This window comes from Pseudoalteromonas galatheae, assembly GCF_005886105.2.
Classification (GTDB): Bacteria; Pseudomonadota; Gammaproteobacteria; order Enterobacterales; family Alteromonadaceae; genus Pseudoalteromonas; species Pseudoalteromonas galatheae.
Map to the genome: position 1 here is coordinate 4,020,128 of NZ_PNCO02000001.1, position 23,213 is coordinate 4,043,340.

Annotated in this window: 21 protein-coding genes and 1 riboswitch; of the genes, 13 read left to right on the plus strand and 8 right to left on the minus strand. The window is 44.8% G+C overall.

The features are described from left to right. Positions 1-64 precede the first annotated feature (64 nt). The 3 genes from CWC29_RS17925 to dtd are packed head-to-tail and all read left to right on the plus strand — an operon-like array spanning position 65 to position 2,415. Positions 65-967 carry a virulence factor BrkB family protein gene (locus CWC29_RS17925; RefSeq protein ID WP_442793313.1) on the plus strand — a complete coding sequence of 301 codons (903 nt, stop codon included), beginning with the start codon at positions 65-67 and terminating at the stop codon, positions 965-967. Between the two features lie 43 nt (positions 968-1,010). Further along, a complete protein-coding gene (locus CWC29_RS17930) occupies positions 1,011-1,955 on the plus strand; it encodes an alpha/beta fold hydrolase (protein WP_138522994.1) in 945 nt (314 codons plus the stop codon). Positions 1,956-1,974: 19 nt separating this feature from the next. Further along, entirely contained in the window at positions 1,975-2,415 is a 441-nt protein-coding gene (gene dtd / locus CWC29_RS17935) for a D-aminoacyl-tRNA deacylase (protein WP_138522996.1), read from the plus strand. Positions 2,416-2,447: 32 nt separating this feature from the next. Here the strand turns inward: dtd and CWC29_RS17940 are convergent, their stop codons facing one another. Beyond that, positions 2,448-3,137 (minus strand): spermidine synthase, encoded by a 690-nt coding sequence (locus CWC29_RS17940; RefSeq protein ID WP_128725876.1) that lies wholly within the window; start codon positions 3,135-3,137, stop codon positions 2,448-2,450. Positions 3,138-3,310: 173 nt separating this feature from the next. Between CWC29_RS17940 and CWC29_RS17945 the strand changes: the two genes are divergently transcribed. Beyond that, the gene (locus tag CWC29_RS17945) at positions 3,311-4,210 is read left to right on the plus strand and encodes a bifunctional GNAT family N-acetyltransferase/hotdog fold thioesterase (protein ID WP_010607756.1); all 900 of its coding nucleotides are present in this window, start codon (positions 3,311-3,313) and stop codon (positions 4,208-4,210) included. Between the two features lie 73 nt (positions 4,211-4,283). Here the strand turns inward: CWC29_RS17945 and CWC29_RS17950 are convergent, their stop codons facing one another. The 5 genes from CWC29_RS17950 to dapA all read right to left on the minus strand — a co-directional run bounded on the left by CWC29_RS17950 (position 4,284) and on the right by dapA (position 9,474). After that, on the minus strand, positions 4,284-5,306 hold the full coding sequence (locus CWC29_RS17950) for a phospholipase A (protein ID WP_128725875.1): 1,023 nt from the start codon (positions 5,304-5,306) through the stop codon (positions 4,284-4,286). A 212-nt stretch (positions 5,307-5,518) separates the two neighbouring features. Further along, complete coding sequence (locus CWC29_RS17955; RefSeq protein WP_128725874.1) at positions 5,519-6,631, minus strand: succinylglutamate desuccinylase/aspartoacylase family protein; 1,113 nt, start codon at positions 6,629-6,631, stop codon at positions 5,519-5,521. A gap of 2 nt (positions 6,632-6,633) precedes the next feature. Beyond that, the gene (locus CWC29_RS17960; RefSeq protein WP_128725873.1) at positions 6,634-7,839 is read right to left on the minus strand and encodes a PLP-dependent decarboxylase; all 1,206 of its coding nucleotides are present in this window, start codon (positions 7,837-7,839) and stop codon (positions 6,634-6,636) included. Beyond that, a complete protein-coding gene (locus CWC29_RS17965) occupies positions 7,839-8,579 on the minus strand; it encodes a 2,3,4,5-tetrahydropyridine-2,6-dicarboxylate N-succinyltransferase (protein WP_128725872.1) in 741 nt (246 codons plus the stop codon). The genes CWC29_RS17960 and CWC29_RS17965 overlap by 1 nt, the downstream gene beginning before the upstream one ends. Positions 8,580-8,589: 10 nt before the next feature. Next, the gene (gene dapA / locus CWC29_RS17970) at positions 8,590-9,474 is read right to left on the minus strand and encodes a 4-hydroxy-tetrahydrodipicolinate synthase (protein WP_128725871.1); all 885 of its coding nucleotides are present in this window, start codon (positions 9,472-9,474) and stop codon (positions 8,590-8,592) included. A gap of 115 nt (positions 9,475-9,589) precedes the next feature. Next, a riboswitch (Lysine riboswitch) is annotated at positions 9,590-9,767 on the minus strand. Between the two features lie 142 nt (positions 9,768-9,909). Here dapA and CWC29_RS17975 point away from each other — a divergent pair. Beyond that, positions 9,910-11,634 (plus strand): response regulator, encoded by a 1,725-nt coding sequence (locus CWC29_RS17975; RefSeq protein WP_128725870.1) that lies wholly within the window; start codon positions 9,910-9,912, stop codon positions 11,632-11,634. Here CWC29_RS17975 and CWC29_RS17980 read toward each other — a convergent pair. Further along, complete coding sequence (locus tag CWC29_RS17980) at positions 11,620-12,237, minus strand: DUF4097 family beta strand repeat-containing protein (protein WP_128725869.1); 618 nt, start codon at positions 12,235-12,237, stop codon at positions 11,620-11,622. The two genes, CWC29_RS17975 and CWC29_RS17980, sit on opposite strands and share 15 nt — an antisense overlap. Positions 12,238-12,395: 158 nt before the next feature. Further along, on the minus strand, positions 12,396-13,271 hold the full coding sequence (locus tag CWC29_RS17985) for a TraB/GumN family protein (RefSeq protein ID WP_128725868.1): 876 nt from the start codon (positions 13,269-13,271) through the stop codon (positions 12,396-12,398). Between the two features lie 528 nt (positions 13,272-13,799). Here CWC29_RS17985 and ilvG point away from each other — a divergent pair. The 8 genes from ilvG to can all read left to right on the plus strand — a co-directional run bounded on the left by ilvG (position 13,800) and on the right by can (position 23,150). Beyond that, positions 13,800-15,461 carry an acetolactate synthase 2 catalytic subunit gene (ilvG, locus tag CWC29_RS17995; RefSeq protein ID WP_128725867.1) on the plus strand — a complete coding sequence of 554 codons (1,662 nt, stop codon included), beginning with the start codon at positions 13,800-13,802 and terminating at the stop codon, positions 15,459-15,461. Next, positions 15,458-15,700, plus strand: a complete 243-nt coding sequence (ilvM, locus tag CWC29_RS18000) for an acetolactate synthase 2 small subunit (protein WP_010376329.1) — start codon at positions 15,458-15,460, stop codon at positions 15,698-15,700. The genes ilvG and ilvM overlap by 4 nt, the downstream gene beginning before the upstream one ends. 20 nt (positions 15,701-15,720) lie before the next feature. Continuing rightward, positions 15,721-16,644, plus strand: a complete 924-nt coding sequence (locus tag CWC29_RS18005; RefSeq protein ID WP_102055914.1) for a branched-chain amino acid transaminase — start codon at positions 15,721-15,723, stop codon at positions 16,642-16,644. 92 nt (positions 16,645-16,736) lie between these two features. Next, positions 16,737-18,593: a dihydroxy-acid dehydratase gene (gene ilvD, locus CWC29_RS18010; RefSeq protein WP_128725866.1), complete on the plus strand. Its 1,857-nt coding sequence runs from the start codon at positions 16,737-16,739 to the stop codon at positions 18,591-18,593. A 2-nt stretch (positions 18,594-18,595) separates the two neighbouring features. Continuing rightward, on the plus strand, positions 18,596-20,137 hold the full coding sequence (ilvA, locus tag CWC29_RS18015; protein ID WP_128725865.1) for a threonine ammonia-lyase, biosynthetic: 1,542 nt from the start codon (positions 18,596-18,598) through the stop codon (positions 20,135-20,137). 68 nt (positions 20,138-20,205) lie between these two features. Continuing rightward, a complete protein-coding gene (locus CWC29_RS18020) occupies positions 20,206-21,258 on the plus strand; it encodes an ABC transporter substrate-binding protein (RefSeq protein WP_128725891.1) in 1,053 nt (350 codons plus the stop codon). A gap of 27 nt (positions 21,259-21,285) precedes the next feature. Next, complete coding sequence (locus CWC29_RS18025) at positions 21,286-22,482, plus strand: methyltransferase (protein WP_128725864.1); 1,197 nt, start codon at positions 21,286-21,288, stop codon at positions 22,480-22,482. After that, positions 22,482-23,150: a carbonate dehydratase gene (can, locus tag CWC29_RS18030; RefSeq protein ID WP_128725863.1), complete on the plus strand. Its 669-nt coding sequence runs from the start codon at positions 22,482-22,484 to the stop codon at positions 23,148-23,150. Before CWC29_RS18025 ends, can begins: the two co-directional genes overlap by 1 nt. Positions 23,151-23,213 lie beyond the last annotated feature (63 nt).

Sequence of the window (23,213 nt, forward strand, 5' to 3'; positions counted from 1 at the left end):
GCGTTATAAATTATGGCGGGGATTGTTATGATATGTAAAGTGATCCATGAATATTAACTTGATTATGATGCAAAGAATAACCGAAATGAAGGTCGTAGCACTGCGATTCTTACATTCTCAGCCTAGCTGGTGGCGCCGCTATAGTAAGCGTTGTATTGAGGACCAGATCACGGTCAACGCGGGCTATTTAGCGTATGTCACACTACTTTCGTTAGTCCCCTTAGTTGCGGTGGGTGTGGCAATTTTTTCGGCGTTTCCTGGATTTGAAGATACGCGTTTTGCTATTGAAAACTTTGTGTTTAATAACTTTGTGCCAACATCTACGGACACCATTAAAGAGCACATTAGTGCGTTTACTGGCAATGCGAATAAGATGACAGCTGTGGGGGTGAGCTTTTTGGCCGTTGTGGCTTTGTTACTTATTCGCAATGTTGACACCACACTCAACCGAATTTGGCGAGTGAAGCAAAAGCGCCCATTGATGATTTCGTTTGCGATTTACTGGATGGTGCTCACGCTTGGTCCTGTGCTATTAGGCGCGAGTATTGGTATGACATCTTATATCGTTTCTTTAGTGACATTTGCCGATCAAGGGATCCCGGGATTTAGTGGTGCACTGATTAAGATGTTGCCTTATTTAATTTCTATGGTTGGCTTCATTATGCTCTATACTTTAGTACCAAATACCAGTGTGTCATTTCGAGCCGCGGTTCCGGGTGCTTTGTTTGCAGCTTTGTTATTTGAGCTAACGAAAAAAGGCTTTGCATTATACATCAGCCATTTTCCCTCATACGAAGTTATCTATGGCGCGCTCGCGACAGTTCCTATTCTTTTTGTTTGGGTATATTTATCTTGGATAGTGGTGTTGTTAGGTGCGGAGTTTACCGTGTGCTTAACCCAAGATATGGAAGCCGCAGGATTAGATGCAAGCTCGGAGTTTGACCCACCAGACGCGCAGGGACTTTAGCTTTTACCAATAACGGTTAGCTTAAGACCCTTTAGGTGGAATTATGAGCTTATTGTATCGACATGGCGATGCATTGCGTCGCTTTCATCTCGCGGTGGGTGAAGGGCATCAATTGGGCATAGAGGAATATGGCTGCAGTGATGGCACACCGCTTATCATGCTGCATGGTGGCCCAGGTCAGGGCCATTCTCGTAATGTGCTTGGTTACTTCAATCCGCAAAAATACCGTATCATACTGTTTAGTCAGCGAGGCTGTGGTAACTCAACGCCGACTGATTTTAGCAATATAAATACCGCGAACCTGCTGAAAGATATTCATACCATTCGTGCGCATTTAGGACTGCAAAAGGTTGTACTCGTCGGAGAATCTTTCGGTGCCATGCTGGCACTTCTTTATGCTGAGCAACATCGTGAAAATGTCTTGGGGATGGTGTTGTGGTCGAGTTTTTTGGGCAATGAGGCGGATCTTCATTGGCTTTATGGTAGCCAAGGTGCCCCCGCACAAATTTATCCAGAGCAGTATCTTGCCTTTGCACAAGGTGCACAAACTGTGGAATCCTTACTAGACCATTATCATTCGGCACTCTTTGGCGAGGATGAGTTACTCAAAAGAAAAGCAGCACAGCGCTGGTGTGAGTGGGATAACCTGATCACAACAGATAGCGATACACAAGGTATTAGGCTCTGCAAAGCAGACAAACAGCTCAGTAAAGCACAGCATATGGTGCATTTTTTTAGTCATCAGTGCTTTATCAAAACACAACAAATTACAGCAGATGCACATCAGCTCAATCACTTACCTATCTGGTTTATTCACAGTCGGCATGATTTAATGTGTCGATACGCACCGGTTTATCAGTTAGCACAAAGCATTAAGGCGCAGTTACTGATTTTGAATGGGGTTGGGCATTGTAGTGCTAACCCCATTTACGCAGAAGCAATAAGGCGAGCGGCTGATCTATTGCTGTGCAAAATTCAGCATCATTAGAAGTCACAAGAGGTAGGTAGTGCAAGGATTAATTCAAAGAGTCAGCGAAGCAAAGGTAGAAGTAGAAGGTGAGATTGTAGGCCAAATCCGTCAGGGGATATTGTTACTTTTAGGCGTTGAAAAGTCGGATACCGAGCAAACGGCGGATAAGTTGCTGCATAAGGTAAGTAACTACCGTATTTTTACCGACGACAAGGGGAAAATGAATTTAAGTTTAAAAGACATTGAAGGCGAATTATTAGTTGTATCGCAATTCACCTTGGCGGCAGACACCAAAAAAGGCATGAGGCCAAGCTTTTCGAGCGCAGGAACACCTGAGCAAGCGAATACACTCTACGAATACTTTGTGGCTCAAGCCAAGGCAGCAGGGTTGAAAGTCGCGACGGGACAATTTGCCGCGGATATGAAGGTGAGTTTACTCAATGACGGCCCTGTGACTTTTAATTTTAATGTTGAGTAGTGATTTGACTAAAAGCTTAAGACCAACAAATGCTAGCGTTTAACTTCGATAATCATATTGGCGTAGTCCGGCACCTTTTCGATAAAGGGCTTTTTACCAAAGTTGGTAATTAGTAAGTGTTGAAGTTGCTTGAGCTGCGACTCATGCTCAGTTAAAAAGTTGATATACAGTCGGCCCCCATCATTAATAGCAGCTCTGAGCAGGCGATAAAACTGATGCTGAAACAAGAAGATTGGAGGCTCAAGTTCGCTAAATAAATCGAGCACAATCCAATCGTAGCGTTTGCCTTGTTGCAACGCTTTAAATACATCAACACAATTAACATCGCACAAAGGGTCGCCACCAAAATAGCGTTTGTAACAATGGATCACATCTGGGTTGTTATCTACAGTGGTTATGTGACAATTTGGATAAGTGGCATTGAGGTAATCACGGATTGCACCTGCGCCAAGACCCAGCTCCAGTACGCTGGTTGGCGGGGTGACTTGCTGCCAGCGACTCGCGAATGTTTTTAAATGAGGAAATAACAAGTGCTCCGGGTGGTTTAACTCCACAACGGATTGTAATGTGTTGTTTATCAGAAGCCATCTTAACGATTTCTCTTGTCGCACTTGGATGCTATTTCTGCCTTGTTTATGCCAATATAGCAAGTGTCCTAGCTGGTGGCTCCGGTCCACAAAATCGTTGCTGATAGTGCCTGAATGCGTGATAAATTCTCCCATGATAACATCAGCATAGACGAGGATTTTGTGAATGCCAGCTTGTCCACCAGTTTTTACACCAAAGGATAAGTGTTTTGGCGCATTTTATTCCCTACACTGAGCTTATCTTGTAGGGTGTATCCGTACTAGATTTAAAGTCGTTTAACAGGCTAATAACAAAACAGGAGTCAGTGATGTTTGAGGTAACTTCACCACAAAGCAGCGAAGATTGGCAAGCTTATTACCAGTTACGCTGGCAGGTGTTAAGAGCGCCATGGGATCAACCTCGTGGCAGCGAACAGGATGATTTAGAACAAGAAGCTGAACATCGCTACATTAAAAATAATGATGGTGAAGTGCTAGGCGTAGCTAGGCTCCATTTTAACAATCATAAGCAAGCACAAGTACGCTATATGGCCGTTGCAGAGGGGCATCGAGGTCATCATTTAGGTAGCCGTTTGCTTCATGAGCTGGAAGTTATTGCGTGGACGCAAAAAGCAGAAGAGCTGGTTTTGTACGCTCGTGAGCGTGCGTTATCATTTTACGAGCGCCATGGCTATCAAGTGGTTGAAAAGGCACACTTAGCCTATGGTGATGTGCAGCACTGGAAAATGGTAAAACAACGTCCTACGGAGCCGGGCTGGTTTAGGCAGCCAGATTGGACCCATGTATTACAAAATACTTGGCGGGAGTCTATTCCAATCAGTGATGCGATGGGGATTAAAGTAGAAAGTTATACAGACTGGCAGTTTTCCACTAAGGCTGACTTAAAAGCGAACCTTAACTTACACAACTCGATGTTTGCAGGCTCTATATATAGCATGGCGACGTTAACGGGTTGGGGAGCGACTTATTTAGCACTTAAGGAACTCGGGTTAGAGGGAGATATTGTGTTAGCTGATGCCAATATTAAATATCTAAAGCCGTTAACCACGGCTCCAGCGGCAACGGTTACCATTGCGGACTGCGAAGGTGAATTACAAGCGCTAGAGACGGCAGGCAAAGCAAAATATGTGGTGCCAGTGAATGTTTATGATGGTGACATGTTAGTTGCTAAATTTGAGGGGCAGTTTGTGGTGATTAAACCGCAATAAGTAGAGAATTATTTTCAGCTTCCCAAATGAAAAAGCTCTGAGTGTTCAGAGCTTTTTTCGTATTTGAATGTGCTTAAAGAATATCAGTGAGCAGCACGCCAATACCGAGCCTTTGGGTATGTGTATTGTAGTCTATTAAGCTTTCGCCGTAGCCGTTAAAGTATTGTGCATAACCACGCAGTCTTCCCCAAATTGGGAATGACCAGTCTAACTGAATTGCTCCACGATTATCGCTGCTTAAGTTATTGCGCCACATAAAGCCAAACTCATGCTCTTCATGACGATATACGCCACTAAACTCGAAGTTACCTAAATATTTGTCTATGTTTGGGTTGTCGTCTCCTCGCGGATCTAACGCATCATCTTTGTCATCTTCAGGTAAGCGATACCAAGGCTTAAAGCTGAATACAAAACCTCGGTTTTCCCAGATAAAATTCGCATAGATACGATTCCAAGAGCGGGAGTTTGGTTGACTGCGTCCGTTCGATTGGTGGGAAACCCCAAGTACAAAGGCCATCTCATCGCCCCACAGCACGTTTTCATCATCTAAAAAATTAATCCAAAAGATTTCTGGTTCATAGTTGGTTTCACGAAATGGCGAAGACACATCTTTGTTGTACAGCTGCCAATACGATTGCAGTGTAAAAGCAAAATAGATTGCCTGATCTTTATCCGAAAAGCTTTTATAAATAGGTGCTTTTAACGAGATTTGGTATTTGGCTTCAAAGTTGTCGATTGGCTCGCCGTCTTCATCGTCAATAGCTTTTAGACCGTCGAATGGTCTGCTGTTGACGTTGGTCATATAAGAAACTGGCAAAATATAGTTACGCTTATGTGGTGTTAATACGTTACGGTTTTTTTCTGTTACGCGTTCACGCGCCATGCGTTTATCTAATTGGCTTAGGGTTTTATCTGCATCAGCCTCGGCACACTCTGTACGGACTTGCTCAATGGTTTTATCTTTTTCTCCAGTCAATACTGCGTTTAGTACGCACTGTTTGACTAAATCGATTTCATCTTCCTGTTGGGCTTCTTGAGCGTAAAGTGGCAAGGTAAGCAAGGCTAAAGCCGGTATTGATAAGTGTGTAAGTTTCATCCTGTATGCGCCGAGAGTAAGTACAATTGATTACATTATTAACTAATGATAATGAAAGGGAAATGAATCTCGAAGGTCAAAAATGTCAGAAAGAAAAATAGGTACAAATAAAAAAAGGTGGCGGCTATCGCCGCCATACCTTAGTAAGCGTTAAGCTAAATAAGTAGAGCTTATTTGCTTTGACTTACTCTCACGCAACTTAAGTACTCAAGTTAAAGCGTTTCAACTTGAGTAAAAAACTTATAAAGCTCAGTGCCTTGATTCACGCTAGCAGACGCAAAGTGCAAAATGGCGATGGCATCTTCGTCTAACTTGATCTCATTTAAGGGAGCTTCTGATAAATAGCGCTCCATTCTGAGAATTTTAGCAATGGTTTGACCCGCCTTAATATGTTCTCCAAGCTTTGCTGTATATTCCACCATACCACCCATTGGGGCATAAAAGGCGCGATAATTTTCTAGTCGACAGACGTAACGGGTGATGTCTTGCGGCATAAAGTGTGCATCTTGAAAGGCCTCTTTATGGTTCAGGTAGCTCAAAATGCTATTAGCGTCATTCAATGCTTCCGCTAAATCAATTTTTTCTTGAGAGCCAAGCTCAACCGTAAACGCTTCAGTTAATACTGGGATCTCTCGGCCTATAGCCTGATAGGCTTGCTGCAAGTTCCACCATGGACAAAAACTGGCTTCATCCATGGCTCCATCAAAGTCACTCGGAATAAGCAACACATGTGGAATATCAAAATATCGAGCGCTGTTTTTTGCATACTCAGGGCAATACAGGTGTTTTGCTGAAATTGGCCCCGTATGAAGGTCTAAAACAATGTCAGCCTCGTGAGCTAGACGCTGTAAATTCAAGGCGATGCGCTTACCTGTCGTCAACCTATCTAAGGGCCCATCAAGTAGTGTTTGGGTGCGCTCAACTAATCGTTGGCGAAATTGCTGAGCGATTTCTGTGATTGAAAGCGTCGGGTTTTGCTCCACAAACTCGGTAACCAACGCGGAATGGTTGATGTACATCCGATTCCAATTCGTGCCCGTAATTGGATCGAAACGACCTAAGGTAAACTCACCAGACTTCTGATTACAACCAATCGGGTTTGCGTAAGGCACTAGGGTGATGTCCGCTTTTAATGACAATTGCTTCAACTGTTCCAGCAGTTGATAAATCACTGCATTACCTTGCACCTCGGCGCCATGCATATTCGCTTGAATATACACCTTAGGCCCACTGCCATCGCCTTTGATGCGATAGACTGGAATAGTCAAAGGCAGACCATTGGCAATTTCACCAACCTGAATATGTTGTTGTGTAATGGTATTCATGTTTACCTCAAATAACTTGAAGCGGGCTCAGCTTCACGGACACAGCTGATTTCTCCAGCTGAGATGATGTACTCTGCTGGGAGCTCATGACATAAAAAGAACGGCATACTTTCGGTGTAGCCGTAGGCACCACATTGACTGAAAACAAGCCAATCGCCCTCGCTACTGTCGCTTGGTAAGTGTAGGGTGCCTAATTTATCCAGCGCCGTACAAAGTGGGCCATGAATATGAAAGTCTGTGACCTCAGCTTGAGACTGGCGTAACAATTCAGCTGGGAACGCTTGTCCGGTAACGGCTGGACGCAACAGATGGTTGACACCGCCTGCGACAATCAGTTGTTGTTCACCGTAGTTTTGCTTTTGTTCCACCACAGGGTTGAGATAAAAACCACATTCGCCAACCGCATAGCGGCCTAATTCCATCCATAATTCTTCCACTTGCGTGGCGGATTTTATCGATGCGAGCGTGTCTAATAATTTCTGCCAATCGAGAGAAGGACTTTGCCTATCATAGGGGATGCCAAGACCACCACCTAAGTCGAGTACCTTTAGAGTAATATCTAAATCAGCAGCGAGCTGAACTAAAGGTGCAACCATAGCCTGCCAAAGTTCAGCGAGTGTATCGCTACAGAGCATATTGCCCCACTGGAAAATATGCAGTCCGACAAAATCTAGGTGGGTGTAGTCACTTAAAGTTAGGGCTTGCCATTGCTCAGCACCGAGACCAAAAGGAGTCAGTGTATTGCCACCAAGTGGATTGTGCTCTGCTTTATCAAAGCGTAACTGCACCCGCAGTAAAACTTCAAATTGAAGCTCAAACTCTTCGGCTACTTGATTTAACCAGCGTACTTGATTGTGACTTTCAGCCACGAAAATACGTACGCCTTGTGTTGCAAAATGACGGATCTGCTTAAGTGATTTGGCAGGGCCGGTGTTGAGCACGCGCTCAGGTGCGATCCCTTGAGATAACACCTGATCAAGCTCGCCGCTAGATGCCACATCAAAGTTAAACCCAGCGTCATCTAGGGTTTGAATGATATGTGATAGCGGATTCGCTTTTACGGCATACCAAAGCCTAACGATTTGCTGATCAACTAAGGGCTTAACATGCGCACTTAGCTTATCTAAATCGTAGCAAAAGAGAGGCGTGTCCTGTTGCTGGATCAATGCCTCAGCTGCGGTTCGCTGTGACGTGCTCAACCAAGTCATTAGCGTAAAACCTCTTCCAGCGCCAGTGATGCATCACTTTGTTCATCACGGTATTTTACGATAAGTGCGCATGACATACTTAGTTCTTGCTTTCGTGCCCACTCACTTGAGGCTGGACGGGAGCCCGGGATCACTATCGCGTTTTCAGGGATGGCTTCACCTTTGTCAAGTAAGCGCTCGTTCACGCAGTCATAGACAGGAATACTTGCTGAAAGGCGCACACCCGGTGCTAATACGGCACCGCGTTTAACAACAACTCCTTCAACCAATACACAGCCGGCACCAATAAAGGCATCGTCTTCAACAACAACAGGGCTTGCTCCAACTGGTTCTAATACACCACCCACTTGCACCGCTGCGCTAAGGTGGACATTTTTACCAATTTGCGCGCAAGAACCAACCAACGCATGACTATCTACCATAGTACCTGAATCAATATAGGCACCAATGTTGACATAAGCCGGTGGCATAATGATTGTGCCCGCTGCGACGTAAGCGCCACGTCTTACACTGCTTCCGCCAGGAACCATACGAACGCCATCTTGGGCAGCAAATCCGCGTGGTGCTAAGTTATCCTTATCAACAAATCCACCTGGGAATTCCGTATTTACGCCATTTCTAAATGCCTCAAGGATCCCTTGTTTGACTTCTACGTTAGCATGCCAATGGCCTTGCTCATCCTGTGTTGCAGCACGTACTGTGCCATTTTCTAAATCGTTTAGTAGAGTTAACCAGCTCATATTTACTGCCTTAGTTCCAAGATAAAATCGTTTCGTTCGCGCGAGTGATCGCATCGGTATGGGTGAGTTCTAAATGTGTCAGTGGCGGGCGCAAGTTAGGACTTGTGAGCTTGCCCTGTAAATGCATTAACACTTTGACCGGAATAGGATTTGCCACTGCAAATAAGCTATTTGCAGCTTCTGACCAGATGGTAAATAAATTAGGAGAAGTGCCGCTTAACGAGCGCCTTACAAATTCCGCGGTTTGCTGCGGCCATGCGTTTGCTGCGACAGACACTAGACCCGTTGCACCAGCTTGTGCAAAGTAGGGCATTAAGCCATCTTCGCCGCTATAGATTGCGACATCAGGCGCTGCCTGACGAAATGCTTCAAAGGTGGCAATATCACCACTGGCTTCTTTTAGTGCCCACAGATTAGGGTGGCAAGCTAGCTCGCCGAGTAGTTCAGGAGCGATAGCAACGGCACTGCGACCAGGTACGTTGTAGAGCATGCAAGGATTGTGACTTTCATCAAGTAGTGTGCTAAACCAATGTGCCAGACCGACTTTGCCGGGCTTTGCGTAGATTGGTGAGCCAAGCAAAAGTGCATGAATGGGCTGCGTATTACAGAAGCGCACCCACTGTACCTGCTGCTCAAGATTACTGCCGCCAACGGCAATCATGAGTGGTACGCTTGGCGCGAGCTGGCAAACAAACTCAACGATTTGTTGCTGCTCTTGCTGGGTGAGCGCCAAGCCTTCGCCGGTACTGCCAAGTAAAAGAATGCCGTTACGAGCCCGCTCTTGATCGCGTACAAGCGCCGTTAACACGTGAAAATCAACCTGATTTTCAGCATCAAAAGGTGTTACTAAGGCCGTCCACAGTGGATAGTCAGATAAGTTGAATTGTGATTTCATCTCTACCGAACTTAAATCATGTTCGGAGTTAGGAGGGTGTCCAAACTTCGAACCGTTAAAATTCGAAGAGCAATGGACTTAAAAAGGATAAGGCAGCCAATGGCCTTATTTTTCTAAGACCAGAAGCTCTCCACCAAGTATGTTGGTGACAGTCGCTGGGATTCAGCCCAGTCGCCCGAAACGAGTATTAGCAAAAAGTACTCAATTTCTCGGCGTGTATTCCCCTCACTAAGCTGCAACGGAGTTTGCTCTCCTTCACTTAGTTACCTGAATAACGCACCTCTTCCAGCCCTCAGTTTGACGCCGTAGCATCAAACTATCTAAATAGGGTGAGCGCGCATTGAAACATTTTGGCCGTCTAGGTGTCAAGTATTGGGCTGTAAATAATGCGATTGTTAACTACACTTAAGATTGCGGCTGAGACAACGCTATGAGATGAAAAACAAAAATATGTCGTTAATAAATAAAGTTAAAAATCGTTATATCGGGGCATTATTAGCTATGGCTATTTTGTTATCGATGGCGATGGGGGTAATGCAGTATCTACTGTATCAACAGAGCCAAGACGCACGGGTAATTAATATTGCAGGTATGCAGCGGATGTTGTCTCAGCGTATCGCACTTTTTAGTGCACAAGAGGATAAAAGAGATAGTGAAGCACTGCGCCAAGCGATTGACAAATTTGAGAGTAATCATGACTTTTTAACCAAAATAGAGCGTGGTGAGGCGGTTTATTTAAATGAAGCCCTCGAAGTATTTTACTATCAAGGACCTGTGCAGTTAGATGTTCAGAGTAAAGCTTTTATTACCTTGGCAAGGTCACAATTACAGCAACCAGCTCCTCAATTAGTGGCGCAAATTTTTATCGCATCTCAGCACTTACTTCCAAATCTTGATAATGCCGTTACACTGTTCGAGCAGCACGCGCGAAGTAAAACAGAGATGGTGAGGAAAATAGAGCTGTTAATTTGGCTGCTTGGACTGTTGCTATTGCTTATCGAAGCCAAGTTTATATTTCGCCCAATGGCGCGAGAAATAGCTGAAGCACTTGACAAATTAGAGGCGGCAAGAAAGCTTGCCGACGATGCATTACACTCAAAATCACGATTTTTAGCGCGTGTCAGTCACGAGCTAAGAACGCCATTGCAGGCCATTCAGGGGTATCTGGATGAATACCTAAATAATAAAGATTCTCAGCAATTACAACATGTGAAAAATGCAGCAAATCAATTGGACGTATTACTTTATTCCGTTCAAGACTTTAATAACCTTTCCGAGCAAGAGGTTGTAATTGAGCGCCATCGGGTCGCGTTGCGCGCACTAATAAAGTCAGCCTGTATTGCCTTTCAATTAACCGCACACAAGAAATCTCTCGCTTTTAATCTGGCGTTAAGTAACGAGTTAGATGTGACTTGTTACTGTGACGGTAAGCGTGTTAGTTGGTTAATCAGTGAATTGGTCAATAATGCAACTAAGTTTACCGAATATGGCAGTATTCAGGTGTTTGCAGATCTCATTGTGGATGAAAATGTGTCATTTTTAGAGTTTGTAGTTGAAGATACTGGACCTGGGTTTGACTATCAGCTGTTACGAGAATCTATGCATAGCGAGCACTTTCAAGGCACGCAATTAGGGCTTAAGCGTTGCCAATTACTTTCATCAGCGCTTGGCGGCCGATTAGATTTTATTGCGAAAGAGCCTGCTGGCACGAGAGCAACTCTGAGAGTCCCCATTGAAATTGACAGTCAACAAGCACCTGCTCGTAAGGCGGAGCAGGTGTCAGCTCATATTTTATTGGTGGAAGATAATTTACTAAATGCTCGCGTGATTGAAAAAATGCTTCAGCCCGTAGCTAAACGAGTAACGCATGTTGAACACGGTGGGCATGCCCTTGAAGTATATGAAGTGGGTAAGTTCGATATTGTGCTAATGGATTTAAATATGCCAGTAATGAGTGGCTTTGAAGCCACTCAGCGTATAAGAGCGCTAGATCCAATCGTTCCTATTCTGGTTGTTACAGCAAATACTAATGTAGAGGATTTGGATAAAATTTATGCACTTGGGGCAACGGCTCATTTGTATAAGCCGTTGCAGCCTGATGTGCTGCATAACAAAGTGACGTTGTTATTGGACGAGTGTGGAGACTTAGTCTCGTCTTAACCGGATATTTCCTACACCGACTTCTGCATCGATAGAATACGGACCCTGACCACGATAGTCTGTTGTTGAACCAATCATACTTTTTTCGGAGGTTTCTACGTTGCCAAAACCTGACATTTTCGTTTTACCAACACCTGAATCTAACGACACCTTTTTGAAGTCGCTGGCGGTAGTCTCAATCTTTATTTTCCCTACGCCTACCTCTAAATCAGCAGAATTATTAAGATCTTGAATATCAATTCTGCCAACACCAACCTCTACATCTAAGGCCAGACTGACCGGTACCTTAACTTGCCAAGATAGTTCGTAATCATCAGACTTGATCTCGAGTGATAATTTGTCCCCAGATGTGTCGCTGGTCAGGGTGGCCTCACTCACATCTGGTTTACCAAACCAACTGTCTGATTCTTTCGGTTCAACCAAAATGTCGACCTCTATGGTGTTGCCATTGTAGGTTTGTAGGTCGATTTTGCCCACGGCAATATCCACTTCCAACTCGGCTAGGTTATTACTTGGAAATGAGGCTGTAATGGTTTTTGACTCTTGTGCTTGTGCAGTGATTGCCACAGCAGTTAATGCTACAACTAACGCTAATTTTTTCATTATTTTTTACCTTCAACGAGAGTGTTTGAAAGGTAAGTCGCAAATAACAATGAAAAGGTTTAAAAAGATTTTTATTTTTTAGGGCGTGTTGATGGAAGTACCTGTTTTCCACGCCCATAAAGTAAACTACTTACCTTTTGGTAAGTTAGTGCTGAGCGTTATAGCCGGGTGACTGAGTAGCCATTATTTTTAAGCTGCTCAACAAGGCCATATTTTTCAACGAGATGTAATGCACCAACGGCAATAAATGTTGATTCATTAGGGAGTTGTTTTTTTAGCATTTCGATCCAGTTATTGTTGCGCTCAATGATCATCAATTGTTCAGCTAATTTGCCGTACTTATCATCCGCAAAGCTTACCTGATAGTAATGGGATAACTTTTCTAAATCGCCGCTTCGCCATGCGGAAACTAAATCCAAGAAGTAGGTATTCAAATCTGACATCTGTGCAAATGTTTCCTTGAGCATAGCGTCACTATGAATACTCAGCTGACTGAACATTTCAAGCTGATATTCTAAGGTTTCAAATTCACCAATTGGGATCTTCTTTTCGTTTGCATAGGCTATTACTTGTTTATCGATGCCATTGGTATCGGTAAATCCAAGTTTTTGATATTCCAGTTGTAGCATAGTTATCATAACAGCCCATGGCTTGTAGCGTTCAAATAAGGCGATATCTATTTGCTTTTTGGAAAAGTAATCTTGTAGTTTCTGATAGACTTCTGCAGAGAGTTGGTCTTTTAGTGTTTGGTTGCTTTTTAACAACATAAATGGCATTGAGCGCTGTTGGATTGCAAATGGAGAAAGTGCCTCTAAGTTCACTTCAACCATGACCCTATCACTGCTCGCAATGGCGCTTTTTACCTTGGTCGGTAAACCTTGCATATGTTTGTCACCGACGTGCACGGTACCAAATAAGTACGACGTTTTGTTGTTTTTTTCTATTTTCCATAGGCCAACTTCTGCGTTGGCGAGATTACTGAAAAAGCTTAAGCAAAGATAAACAAATAACAATGGTGAAAATACTTTAACCATAGTAATGATCCAAATTGGTTGTAAAGGGTCAGTCTGCGATATCGAAATGTGAATGTCACTAAAAAATGAAGTACGTGTAGGCGGTAGAAAAAATTTCATATAGGCAAATCGAGAAAGTAAATTTTTCGTTATATCGAAGCTGAACCAATAGAAAATTCGCATTTTAAAATGTGTGGTTGTTTTGATTCTATAAATTGTGGTTATTTGGTTTTTTTATGCGTTAAACTCAGGTTTTTAATTTTAAATAGCATAGTTTTTTGTATTGACTTAAGTGTGCAAGGCGCGGTATTAATAGAAAAAGAGGCAGCGCAGTACTTACACTGGATGATTGCCAAGTTTAAATTTACGGAATTCAAGCAATGTTACTAACAGCAACTCTACTAGTCGTGATTATCAACGTGGTGATTATTATTACCGCGGGGGCTAGTTAGTGCTGTAAGAAAAGTATCAGCATAAGCGCCCCCCGCACCAAAAGGTTCGGGGGGCGTTTTCGTTTTAGGGCATAAAAAAGGCAACTGAGAGCAGATCATGAGCAATTCAACAACCGGCGCACAACTTGTTATCAAGGTGCTAGAAGAGCAAGGCGTTAAACACGTATTTGGTTATCCTGGTGGTGCCATCATGCCCATTTATGACGCTTTGTATGGCGCGCCAGTTAAGCACTACTTGACTCGCCATGAGCAAGGTGCTGGTTTTGCTGCTGTTGGGTATGCTCGCAGTACAGGTAAGCTTGGGGTTTGTTTTGCCACATCTGGACCTGGCGCTACAAATCTTATCACCGCACTTGCTGATGCCATGATGGATTCAGTTCCGCTACTGGCTATCACTGGGCAAGTGCCGACCGCTGCTATCGGTTCGGATGCCTTTCAAGAGGTGGATGTACTGGGCATGTCTTTGTCGTGTACAAAGCACAGCTACATGGTTGAGCGAGCGGAAGACTTGGCTGAAGTATTACAAGAAGCCATGTACTTAGCGCAGTCTGGGCGACCCGGTCCGGTGTTGGTCGATATTCCTAAAGATATCCAGTTAGCTAAAGTACCTTTTCATCCTTTTGCTGCGCCACAAGACGAACAGCCGAAGGTTTCGCAAACTGAAGTAGCAAAAGCCAATCAACTATTATGTGACGCTAAACGACCGGTTGCTTACATTGGCGGTGGCGTGCAAAGCGCTGATGCACAGTCACAGCTGATGCAATTTTTAGAAAAAACCCATATGCCGGCCGTATCGACGCTAAAAGCTTTGGGCAGCGTAACGCCAGATTATGATTATGACTTAGGAATGCTAGGTATGCACGGTACTCAAGCGGCGAACCTGGCGGTTCAGCAATGTGACTTGTTGGTATGTATCGGGGCGCGATTTGATGACCGTGTAACGGGGAATTTGGCAAAGTTTGCTGCAGGGGCAAAGGTGATCCATTTAGATATCGACCCTGCAGAAGTGGGTAAACGAAAACCCGCAGCCGCTTCGCTTATTGCAGACTTAAAACAGTCATTGCCGCAACTTGAGTGCGTGGTTACGAATAGCGAATGGCTAGAGACCATCGAAGCACTGCAACGTCAACATGCGTGGCGTTATGACTACCCTGGCGAAAAAGTATTTGCACCGTATTTGTTAAATCAACTGAGCCAAAAGCTACCCAATACAGCGGTAGTTTGCTGCGATGTAGGCCAACATCAAATGTGGGTAGCGCAGCACATGAAATTCAGTCATCCAAGCAATCACTTAAGTAGTGGTGGTGCAGGCACGATGGGATTTGGCTTACCAGCTGCAATCGGTGCACAGATAGCACGTCCAGATAACACTGTGATCACGGTATCTGGCGATGGCTCCATCATGATGAATATTCAAGAGTTGGCAACCATCCGCCGTAATAACCTGCCCGTTAAGATATTGATATTAGACAACCAAAGGCTGGGCATGGTGAGGCAGTGGCAGCAACTCTTTTTTGACGGTCGTTACAGTGAAACCGACCTATCAGACAATCCTGATTTTGTCTCATTGGCTGCCGTGTTCGGTATTCCTGGACAGACAATTACTCATGCAAACCAAGTAGATGATGCCGTTGACGCCATAGTGAATGCGCAAGGGCCCTATATTTTACATGCTTGTATCGACGATAAAGAAAACGTATGGCCGCTTGTTCCACCTGGTGCTGCCAATGATGAAATGATGACGGAGAGCCTTTCATGAAACACCATTTAACCGTTGCAGTAAAACAACAGAGCATCGCAGTGGAGCGCTTTTTACGCGTAGCCAGACATCGCGGATTTCGCTTAACGAATTTGGAATTACAAGGTCAAGATGACTTATTCCACGTCAAAATGACGGTAGATAGTGACAAACCTATCTATTTATTAACCTCACAACTGAGTAAGCTAGTAGAAGTGCAAGCGGTTGACTTGCATACACTACAGAAACAGGCAATTTAGAAGAATTAAGGTAGTTAACAATGACACAAACATCAGAAGTAATTTGGCATAACGGTGAAATGGTTCCTTATTTTCAAGCGACCACTCATGTGCTTAGTCATGCTTTACATTATGGCAGCTCAGTTTTTGAAGGGATCCGTGCTTACGATACGCCAAATGGTCCAGCTGTTTTCCGCTTAACCGATCATATTCAGCGCCTCTTTGATTCTGCGAAGATCTACCGTATGGAAATTCCTTTTACCCAAGAGGAAGTAATTGCAGCGTGTAAAGAGACGATCCGTGCAAATGACTTTACCAATGCTTACCTTCGTCCATTTGCATTTTTGGGTCATGTAGGCCTTGGTTTAAATCCGAAATCACACCGTGCAGACATGACTGTCGCTGCGATGGAATGGGGGGCGTACCTTGGTGAAGAAGGCTTAGCGCAAGGTGTTGATGTGTGTGTTTCTTCTTGGAGCCGCCTTGCACCAAACACCATGCCTACAGCGGCTAAAGCGGGTGGTAACTATTTATCTTCACAGCTTATTTCAGGTGAGGCGAAGCGTAATGGTTATGTCGAAGGGATCGCGCTTGATGTTAATGGTTATCTGAGCGAAGGTGCTGGTGAGAACTTATTCGTTGTGAAAAAAGGCGTGCTTTACACCCCGCCAACCACAGCTTGTATTCTACCTGGTCTTACGCGCGACACTATCATCCATTTGGCGAAAAAACGCGGTTATGAAGTACGTGAAGAGCCGATCGCTCGCGAAGCGCTTTATCTTGCTGATGAGTTCTTTATGGTTGGTACCGCAGCGGAAGTAGTACCTGTTCGCAGCGTAGATAAAATTACGGTGGGTAATGGTGGTAGAGGTCCAATTACGGAAGAGTTACAGCAGGCATATTTCGCTTTGGTTAAAGGTCAAGCTGATGATGAAAATGGCTGGTTAGAGTACGTAAACGAATAATTTTATTGGTCTCGGGGCCAAGCGCCCCGAACAAAAAAGTATTGTAAATTGTGGGAATGAGGAACTCGGCATGACCGAGAAAAAGGTGAAACATGGCTAAATTACGGAGCAAGACAACTACTGAGGGCAGGCAACGCGCGGGCGCTCGTGCATTGTGGCGAGCAACAGGAATGACGGACAGTGACTTCCATAAACCGATCGTTGCGGTCGTGAATTCATATACCCAATTTGTTCCGGGTCATGTTCACCTCAATCAACTTAGCGCATTGATGGCTGATGCGATAACAGAAGCAGGCGGCGTACCTCGCGAATTTAATACTATTGCTATTGATGATGGTATCGCCATGGGTCACGGCGGTATGCTTTACTCGCTTCCGTCTCGAGACTTAATTGCTGATTCGGTAGAGTACATGGTTAACGCTCATTGTGCCGATGCTATGGTCTGTATTTCTAACTGCGACAAGATCACCCCTGGTATGCTACTTGCGGCACTGCGGTTGAATATTCCGGTGATCTTTGTTTCCGGCGGCCCGATGGAAGCGGGAAAAACCCGTTTAGCGGATATCGATTTAAAGTTGGATCTTGTCGACGCTATGGTGAAAGGTGCAGATCCGACGGTGAGTGATGAAGACTCTGAGCAAGTAGAGCGCTCTGCTTGTCCTACTTGTGGTTCGTGTTCAGGCATGTTTACTGCCAATTCCATGAACTGTCTTTTAGAAGCGCTGGGCTTAGCCTTGCCTGGTAACGGTACAACACTAGCGACACACAAAGACCGCCAACAGCTGTATTTAGGCGCAGCAAAGCGCATCATGGCTTTATGTGATGAGTACTATGGTAAAGACAATGAGCAAGTGCTGCCACGCAACATTGCTAACCAAGCCGCATTTATGAACGCCATGACATTAGATATCGCGATGGGCGGTTCATCCAATACCGTACTGCATTTATTGGCGGCAGCACAAGAGGGCTTTGTCGATTTTGATATGAATGACATAGACCGCTTATCTCGTAGTACACCCTTTTTATGTAAAGTTGCTCCGGCAACACAACAGTATCACATTGAAGATGTTCACCGTGCTGGCGGCATTATGGCCATCCTTAACGAGCTGGCCAGAGGCGATAAATTAGACTTGTCGGTAGGGCATGTGGCTGGCGGAAATCTAGGTGAAGTTATCGCGCGCTGGAATGCCGCAGACCGTGATAACGAACGGGCACAAACTTTCTATCGTGCGGGGCCTGCAGGGATCCGCACCACCCAAGCTATGAGCCAAGAGTATCGCTGGGATGAGCTCGATTTAGACCGTGAAGGCGGCTGTATTCGCTCCATTGAGCATGCCTTTAGGCAAGATGGCGGCCTTGCAGTATTGAAAGGTAACTTAGCGCCTGATGGTTGTATCGTGAAAAGTGCCGGGGTGGCCGATGAAATGCTGCGCTTTACAGGGCCTGCTGTAGTATTTGAATCTCAAGACGATGCCGTCGAGGGAATACTGGGTGGTCAAGTTAAGAAAGGTGATGTAGTGATCATTCGCTACGAAGGGCCTAAAGGTGGTCCAGGTATGCAAGAAATGCTGTACCCAACTAGCTATCTTAAATCGATGGGGCTAGATAAAGACTGCGCTTTACTTACCGATGGTCGTTTTTCTGGCGGTACTTCAGGACTTTCTATTGGCCATGCGTCACCAGAGGCTGCCAGTGGTGGCAATCTGGCGCTGGTTGAAAACGGCGATGTTGTCGCTATCGACATCTATAACCGCAGTATTGACGTTAAACTGGACGACACCGAGTTGGCGCTGCGCCATGAAAAGCAACTAGCCCGAGGTAAAGACGCGTACAAACCAGTTAACAGAGAACGTTATGTGAGTCCCGCGCTAAAAGCTTATGCACTGCTTGCAACGAGTGCAGACAAAGGCGCGGTACGTGACTTACAAAAACTAGAGGAGTTAGGCTAGCGATGGTTTCCCAAGAGCTTGATTACTTTAGAGCCATTATTCAGGCGAATGTGGCACCGCTCGTCGAGATTACGCAAGTGAATCAATTAGAGCAAATGTCAGCCCAGCTTGGTAACCAAATTTGGCTGAAAAGAGAGGACCAACAGCCGGTCTATTCTTTCAAATTGCGCGGTGCGTATAACAAGCTCCGCCAGTTGCCGAAAGGATCGCGGGTGTATACCGCTTCTGCGGGTAATCATGCTCAAGGGGTTGCACTAAGTGCGACACATCTAGGTCAGCACGCTACCATTGTAATGCCTGTGACTACGCCAGAGATCAAGGTCAACGCGGTTCGTAAGCTCGGTGGTGAGGTGATCTTACACGGCCATCACTTTGATGCGGCAAAGCAGTACGCGCTAGATCTTTGTGAAGCGCAAAATGGTGTTTTTGTCCCGCCATTTGATGATAAAGATGTGATTATCGGCCAAGGTACGGTGGCGCGAGAGTTAATTCAGCAACTTGATGAACTAGACGTCGTATTTATTCCCGTAGGAGGTGGTGGTTTGCTTGCGGGAATGGCAGTGTATTTGAAGTCACTTCGTCCTGATATCCGTATTATTGGAGTAGAAGCTGAGGACAGCGCATGCCTTAAAGCCGCGCTTGAAGCTGGAAAGCCCGTGGAACTTGAGCGAGTCGGTGGTTTTGCGGACGGCGTGGCGGTAAAGCTTATTGGTACAGAAACTTTTCGGTTAGCACAAAAGTTTTGCGACGAAGTCGTTACGGTTAATGCCGATGAAATTTGTGCGGCGGTTCAAGATATTTTTGTTGAGACGAGAGCAACTGCAGAGCCTTCCGGTGCGTTATCAACCGCGGGTTTGAAGAAATGGCTCACGCAAACGGGTGAAAAGGGGCTGAGTGTTGCGGCTATCTTGTCAGGCGCTAATTTAAACTTCGATCGGTTGAGGTATATCGCCGAAAGAACGGCGCTAGGTGCTAAACATGAAGCATTGCTCGGGGTGACTATCCCTGAAGAGAAAGGCAGCTTTAAGCGTTTTTGTCACTCTCTTGGTGGTAGAGCAATCACTGAGTTTAACTACCGCTATGCCGGCTGTGGCGAAGCGCAAATTTTTGTTGGTGTTGGGCTTAGAAATGGTCAGCAAGAGCTAACTGAGTTGACTGCCTCGTTGCATCAAAATGGCTACCTGTTTGATGACTTATCAGATAACGAGTTGGCAAAGTTACATGTGAGGTATATGGTAGGCGGCAAACCGCCGAGCGTCATGAATGAACGTTTGTTACGGTTTGAATTTCCTGAATACCCAGGCGCATTAGCGCGCTTTTTAGACATGTTAGGCTGTAATTGGAATATTACTTTATTTCATTATCGCAATCACGGCGCGGCACAAGGTAATGTGTTGGCCGCTTTTGAAGTAGAGCTTAGTGATTATGAGCGCTTTGATGAACATCTTGCAAAGTTAGCGTATCAGTTTCAAGAAGAAACAGATAACCCGTGTTTTACGCGTTTTTTGCATGGTGAGCAACTGCAAAAGCAAAAGGCTGGATGAAAATCTAATGGCAGCCTGAGTGCCTTAAACTATAGTTAGATATTATCAGCTAAAAACGCAAGGATATGATGTTTCACTACTATGCTGCGTTATCGCTTCTCTTATTTAGCATACAGGCTGCTGCCCTTGAAAAAGTCACCTTACAGTTAAAGTGGACGCATCAATTTCAGTTTGCGGGCTACTATATGGCAAAAGAAAAGGGGTTTTACCATAAGGAAGGATTAGATGTTCATATTCTTCCTGCCGATCCCAATAACCCTAATGTTGATTTTCGTGTGTTATATGGCCAAGCACAGTTTGGTGTGTTTCACTCGGGCCTACTTAAACAAAGACTTAGTGGCAAACCCTTTGTAGCGCTTGCAGCCATATTGCAGTCTTCTCCTTATTGCTGGATGGTGAAGGCGGACAGTGATATTTATGTTCCCCGTGATTTTCAGGGGAAACGCCTCAGTCATTTAGGTCACACAGAAAACGGCGAGTTGCTCATGATGTTGCAACGCGCTGGCGTCAATACACAAAATATGCGCTTATATTCAGGTGATGAACCTCTTAAGGACTTTATCGCGGGTAAATTTGATGCGATGCAGGTCTATAGCACTAATGAGCCTTATGCAGTGCAGCAAAGTGGTATAGCAACTCGTGAAATTTGCCCAAAGCAATTTGCTCTAAATGTTTATGCGGACATTTTGTTCACAACCGAAGCCATACTAGAAAACCGTCCTGACTTGGTTAAACGATTTCGCCGAGCAAGTTTGAAAGGGTGGCGATACGCAATGTTGCATTTAGAAGAGTCACTCGCAGTGACTAAGGCGCGTTATGCTACCCAAAAATCGATGGCACAGTTGGCGTTTGAAGCCGAGAAGCTGAGGGAGTTCATAAAGGTGGCTAATATTCCAATTGGAAAAATGTCGACGGCAAAATGGCAATGGATAGCGCAGCTATATCACTTAAATATCAGTCAATTTCATGAACATAAGGCGCGTTTTATTTATTCTGAAGTGAAGAATGAACAATCCAATTTATCTTGGGCGCTGATTATTGCTGCCATTCTGACGTTGGTCTGTATCCCCATGTATATCCACTTAATTTTTTCTCGTAAATATCACCAACAATTACGCTAGAATAAGGGTATTGTTTCCCTGACAACTGTGGCTATTGTGGAATCGAGCAAACGCTTTCAACTTTTAGATAAATTATTATTCGATACTCGGAAATATTGGCAGATCGTTGCCTTTGAGCACCTCTCTATTCCTTGGCCACAACTGCAGTCCGAACTTCTGCAGTTAAGCGATGACGCAGTATCCGTATTGGACAATGACACTGATGCCCTCTTTGCTTTTTTTAGCCAACACATTCCAGAACTCGAACAACTGAATGCTCTAAGCGTTTTACCGCAAAAAACGGGTCACAGAGACGAGTTACCATTTTGGTTAAGTAATGGTATAAAAGGACGCAAATTGGAGCAGTTGCAAGATTTTGTTGCTGCAGTAAACGAAACCAAAGCATCGGTATTAGAGTGGTGCGCAGGTAAAGGTCATTTGGGTCGGCTACTTTCTTATCATGGTGCGCCAGAAGTAAACAGTATTGAGCTTCAAGCGGATCTATGCCGACAAGGAGAAGAAAGCGCAAAGCGGCAAAATCTAAACCTTCATTTCCATTGTGCTGATGTGTTGAAAGATGACACTCATCACCATTTTGTTGAAAATCGTCATGGTATTGCACTGCATGCATGTGGCGAATTGCATCGTGTATTTATGTCCCAAGCTGTGGCGAATGGCATGAAAAAGTTATCGCTTTCACCATGTTGCTATCACTTATTTACACCACCTAATTATCAAGCTATGAGCGTTGAAGCGCAGCAGAGTCAACTCAATTTATCTCATCACGATATGAAATTGGCGCTGCAAGAGACAGTTACAGCGCCTGGAAGAGTGGCACAAGTACGTAAAAAAGAAGTGAGTTGGCGCTTAGGATTTGATGCGCTGCGCAGAGAACTTACCGCAGATAAACATTATGTGAGTGTGCCTTCGGTCAATAAGGCTATTTTTTCGGGGGCATTTAGTGATTTCTGTTATTGGGCTGCTGAGCAGAAACAACTAATCTTGCCTGATGGAATCGATTTTGACCGATATGAACGTATTGGACGTGAACGAAAACAAGTAACAGATAGAATTGAGTTAGTACGACACGTGTTTCGCCGTGCGATTGAGATCTGGTTGGTCCTGGATAGGGTTTTATATCTGCAAGCAGCTGGGTATGATGTCACCCTTAGTACTTTTTGTGAAAAGTCACTCACCCCAAGGAATATTTTGATACAGGCTGAACGTCAGTCGGAGAACCATTAATGTGTAATACGAGCCCAAGTCCGCTGAGTCACTTACTCGATAATAATAAACAGTGGGCAGATCGCACCAATGCCAGTGATCCTGAGTTTTTCAAAAAGTTATCGCAACAACAGAACCCAGATTACCTGTGGATTGGCTGCTCTGACTCTCGTGTGCCTGCCAACGAGATTGTTGACTTAATGCCTGGAGAGTTGTTTGTTCACCGCAATGTTGCCAATGTCGTTGTGCATACTGATCACAACTGCTTGTCGGTCATGCAGTATGCGGTAGAGGTGCTCAAAGTAGATCACATTATGGTTGTCGGTCACTACGGTTGCGGTGGCGTGCAAGCGGTGCTCGATAATGCTAAGTTTGGTCTTATCGATAATTGGCTGCGTCATGTTGCGGATGTGAAAGAGAAACACCAAGCGATTATCGAACAAGTGAACAAAGAAAAGCAGTGTGCGGCGCTTTGCGAGCTAAATGTGATAGAACAGGTACGTAACGTATGTCAGAGCAATATCGTTCAAGATGCTTGGCAGCGAGGTCAAACTTTGACGGTACACGGATGGGTCTATGGTCTAGCTGATGGTCTCTTGAATGAGGTGGTGAACGCTGTAGAAGATATGGAGCAATTGTCTCTTTGCTATGAAAAGTCTCTGCTTGGCGTGAATCAGCGCTATTGCTAGGGTCAACAGAGCTGAGAGTTTGCGTGCGCCAAAAGCGCACGCTTTACTATCCGAAGCTTTGGT

Bases quoted from the DNA above. Each gene is read 5' to 3' on its own strand.
- ilvG (WP_128725867.1), top strand. From the start codon at position 13,800: ATGAGCAATTCAACAACCGGCGCACAACTTGTTATCAAGGTGCTAGAA.
- CWC29_RS17945 (WP_010607756.1), top strand. From the start codon at position 3,311: ATGTTTGAGGTAACTTCACCACAAAGCAGCGAAGATTGGCAAGCTTAT.
- CWC29_RS17965 (WP_128725872.1), bottom strand. From the start codon at position 8,579: ATGAGCTGGTTAACTCTACTAAACGATTTAGAAAATGGCACAGTACGT.
- ilvD (WP_128725866.1), top strand. From the start codon at position 16,737: ATGGCTAAATTACGGAGCAAGACAACTACTGAGGGCAGGCAACGCGCG.
- CWC29_RS17960 (WP_128725873.1), bottom strand. From the start codon at position 7,839: ATGACTTGGTTGAGCACGTCACAGCGAACCGCAGCTGAGGCATTGATC.
- CWC29_RS17955 (WP_128725874.1), bottom strand. From the start codon at position 6,631: ATGAATACCATTACACAACAACATATTCAGGTTGGTGAAATTGCCAAT.
- CWC29_RS17940 (WP_128725876.1), bottom strand. From the start codon at position 3,137: ATGGGAGAATTTATCACGCATTCAGGCACTATCAGCAACGATTTTGTG.
- CWC29_RS18005 (WP_102055914.1), top strand. From the start codon at position 15,721: ATGACACAAACATCAGAAGTAATTTGGCATAACGGTGAAATGGTTCCT.
- CWC29_RS17950 (WP_128725875.1), bottom strand. From the start codon at position 5,306: ATGAAACTTACACACTTATCAATACCGGCTTTAGCCTTGCTTACCTTG.
- ilvM (WP_010376329.1), top strand. From the start codon at position 15,458: ATGAAACACCATTTAACCGTTGCAGTAAAACAACAGAGCATCGCAGTG.
- CWC29_RS17975 (WP_128725870.1), top strand. From the start codon at position 9,910: ATGAAAAACAAAAATATGTCGTTAATAAATAAAGTTAAAAATCGTTAT.
- can (WP_128725863.1), top strand. From the start codon at position 22,482: ATGTGTAATACGAGCCCAAGTCCGCTGAGTCACTTACTCGATAATAAT.
- ilvA (WP_128725865.1), top strand. From the start codon at position 18,596: ATGGTTTCCCAAGAGCTTGATTACTTTAGAGCCATTATTCAGGCGAAT.
- dapA (WP_128725871.1), bottom strand. From the start codon at position 9,474: ATGAAATCACAATTCAACTTATCTGACTATCCACTGTGGACGGCCTTA.
- CWC29_RS17985 (WP_128725868.1), bottom strand. From the start codon at position 13,271: ATGGTTAAAGTATTTTCACCATTGTTATTTGTTTATCTTTGCTTAAGC.
- CWC29_RS17925 (WP_442793313.1), top strand. From the start codon at position 65: ATGATGCAAAGAATAACCGAAATGAAGGTCGTAGCACTGCGATTCTTA.
- CWC29_RS17930 (WP_138522994.1), top strand. From the start codon at position 1,011: ATGAGCTTATTGTATCGACATGGCGATGCATTGCGTCGCTTTCATCTC.
- CWC29_RS18020 (WP_128725891.1), top strand. From the start codon at position 20,206: ATGTTTCACTACTATGCTGCGTTATCGCTTCTCTTATTTAGCATACAG.
- CWC29_RS17980 (WP_128725869.1), bottom strand. From the start codon at position 12,237: ATGAAAAAATTAGCGTTAGTTGTAGCATTAACTGCTGTGGCAATCACT.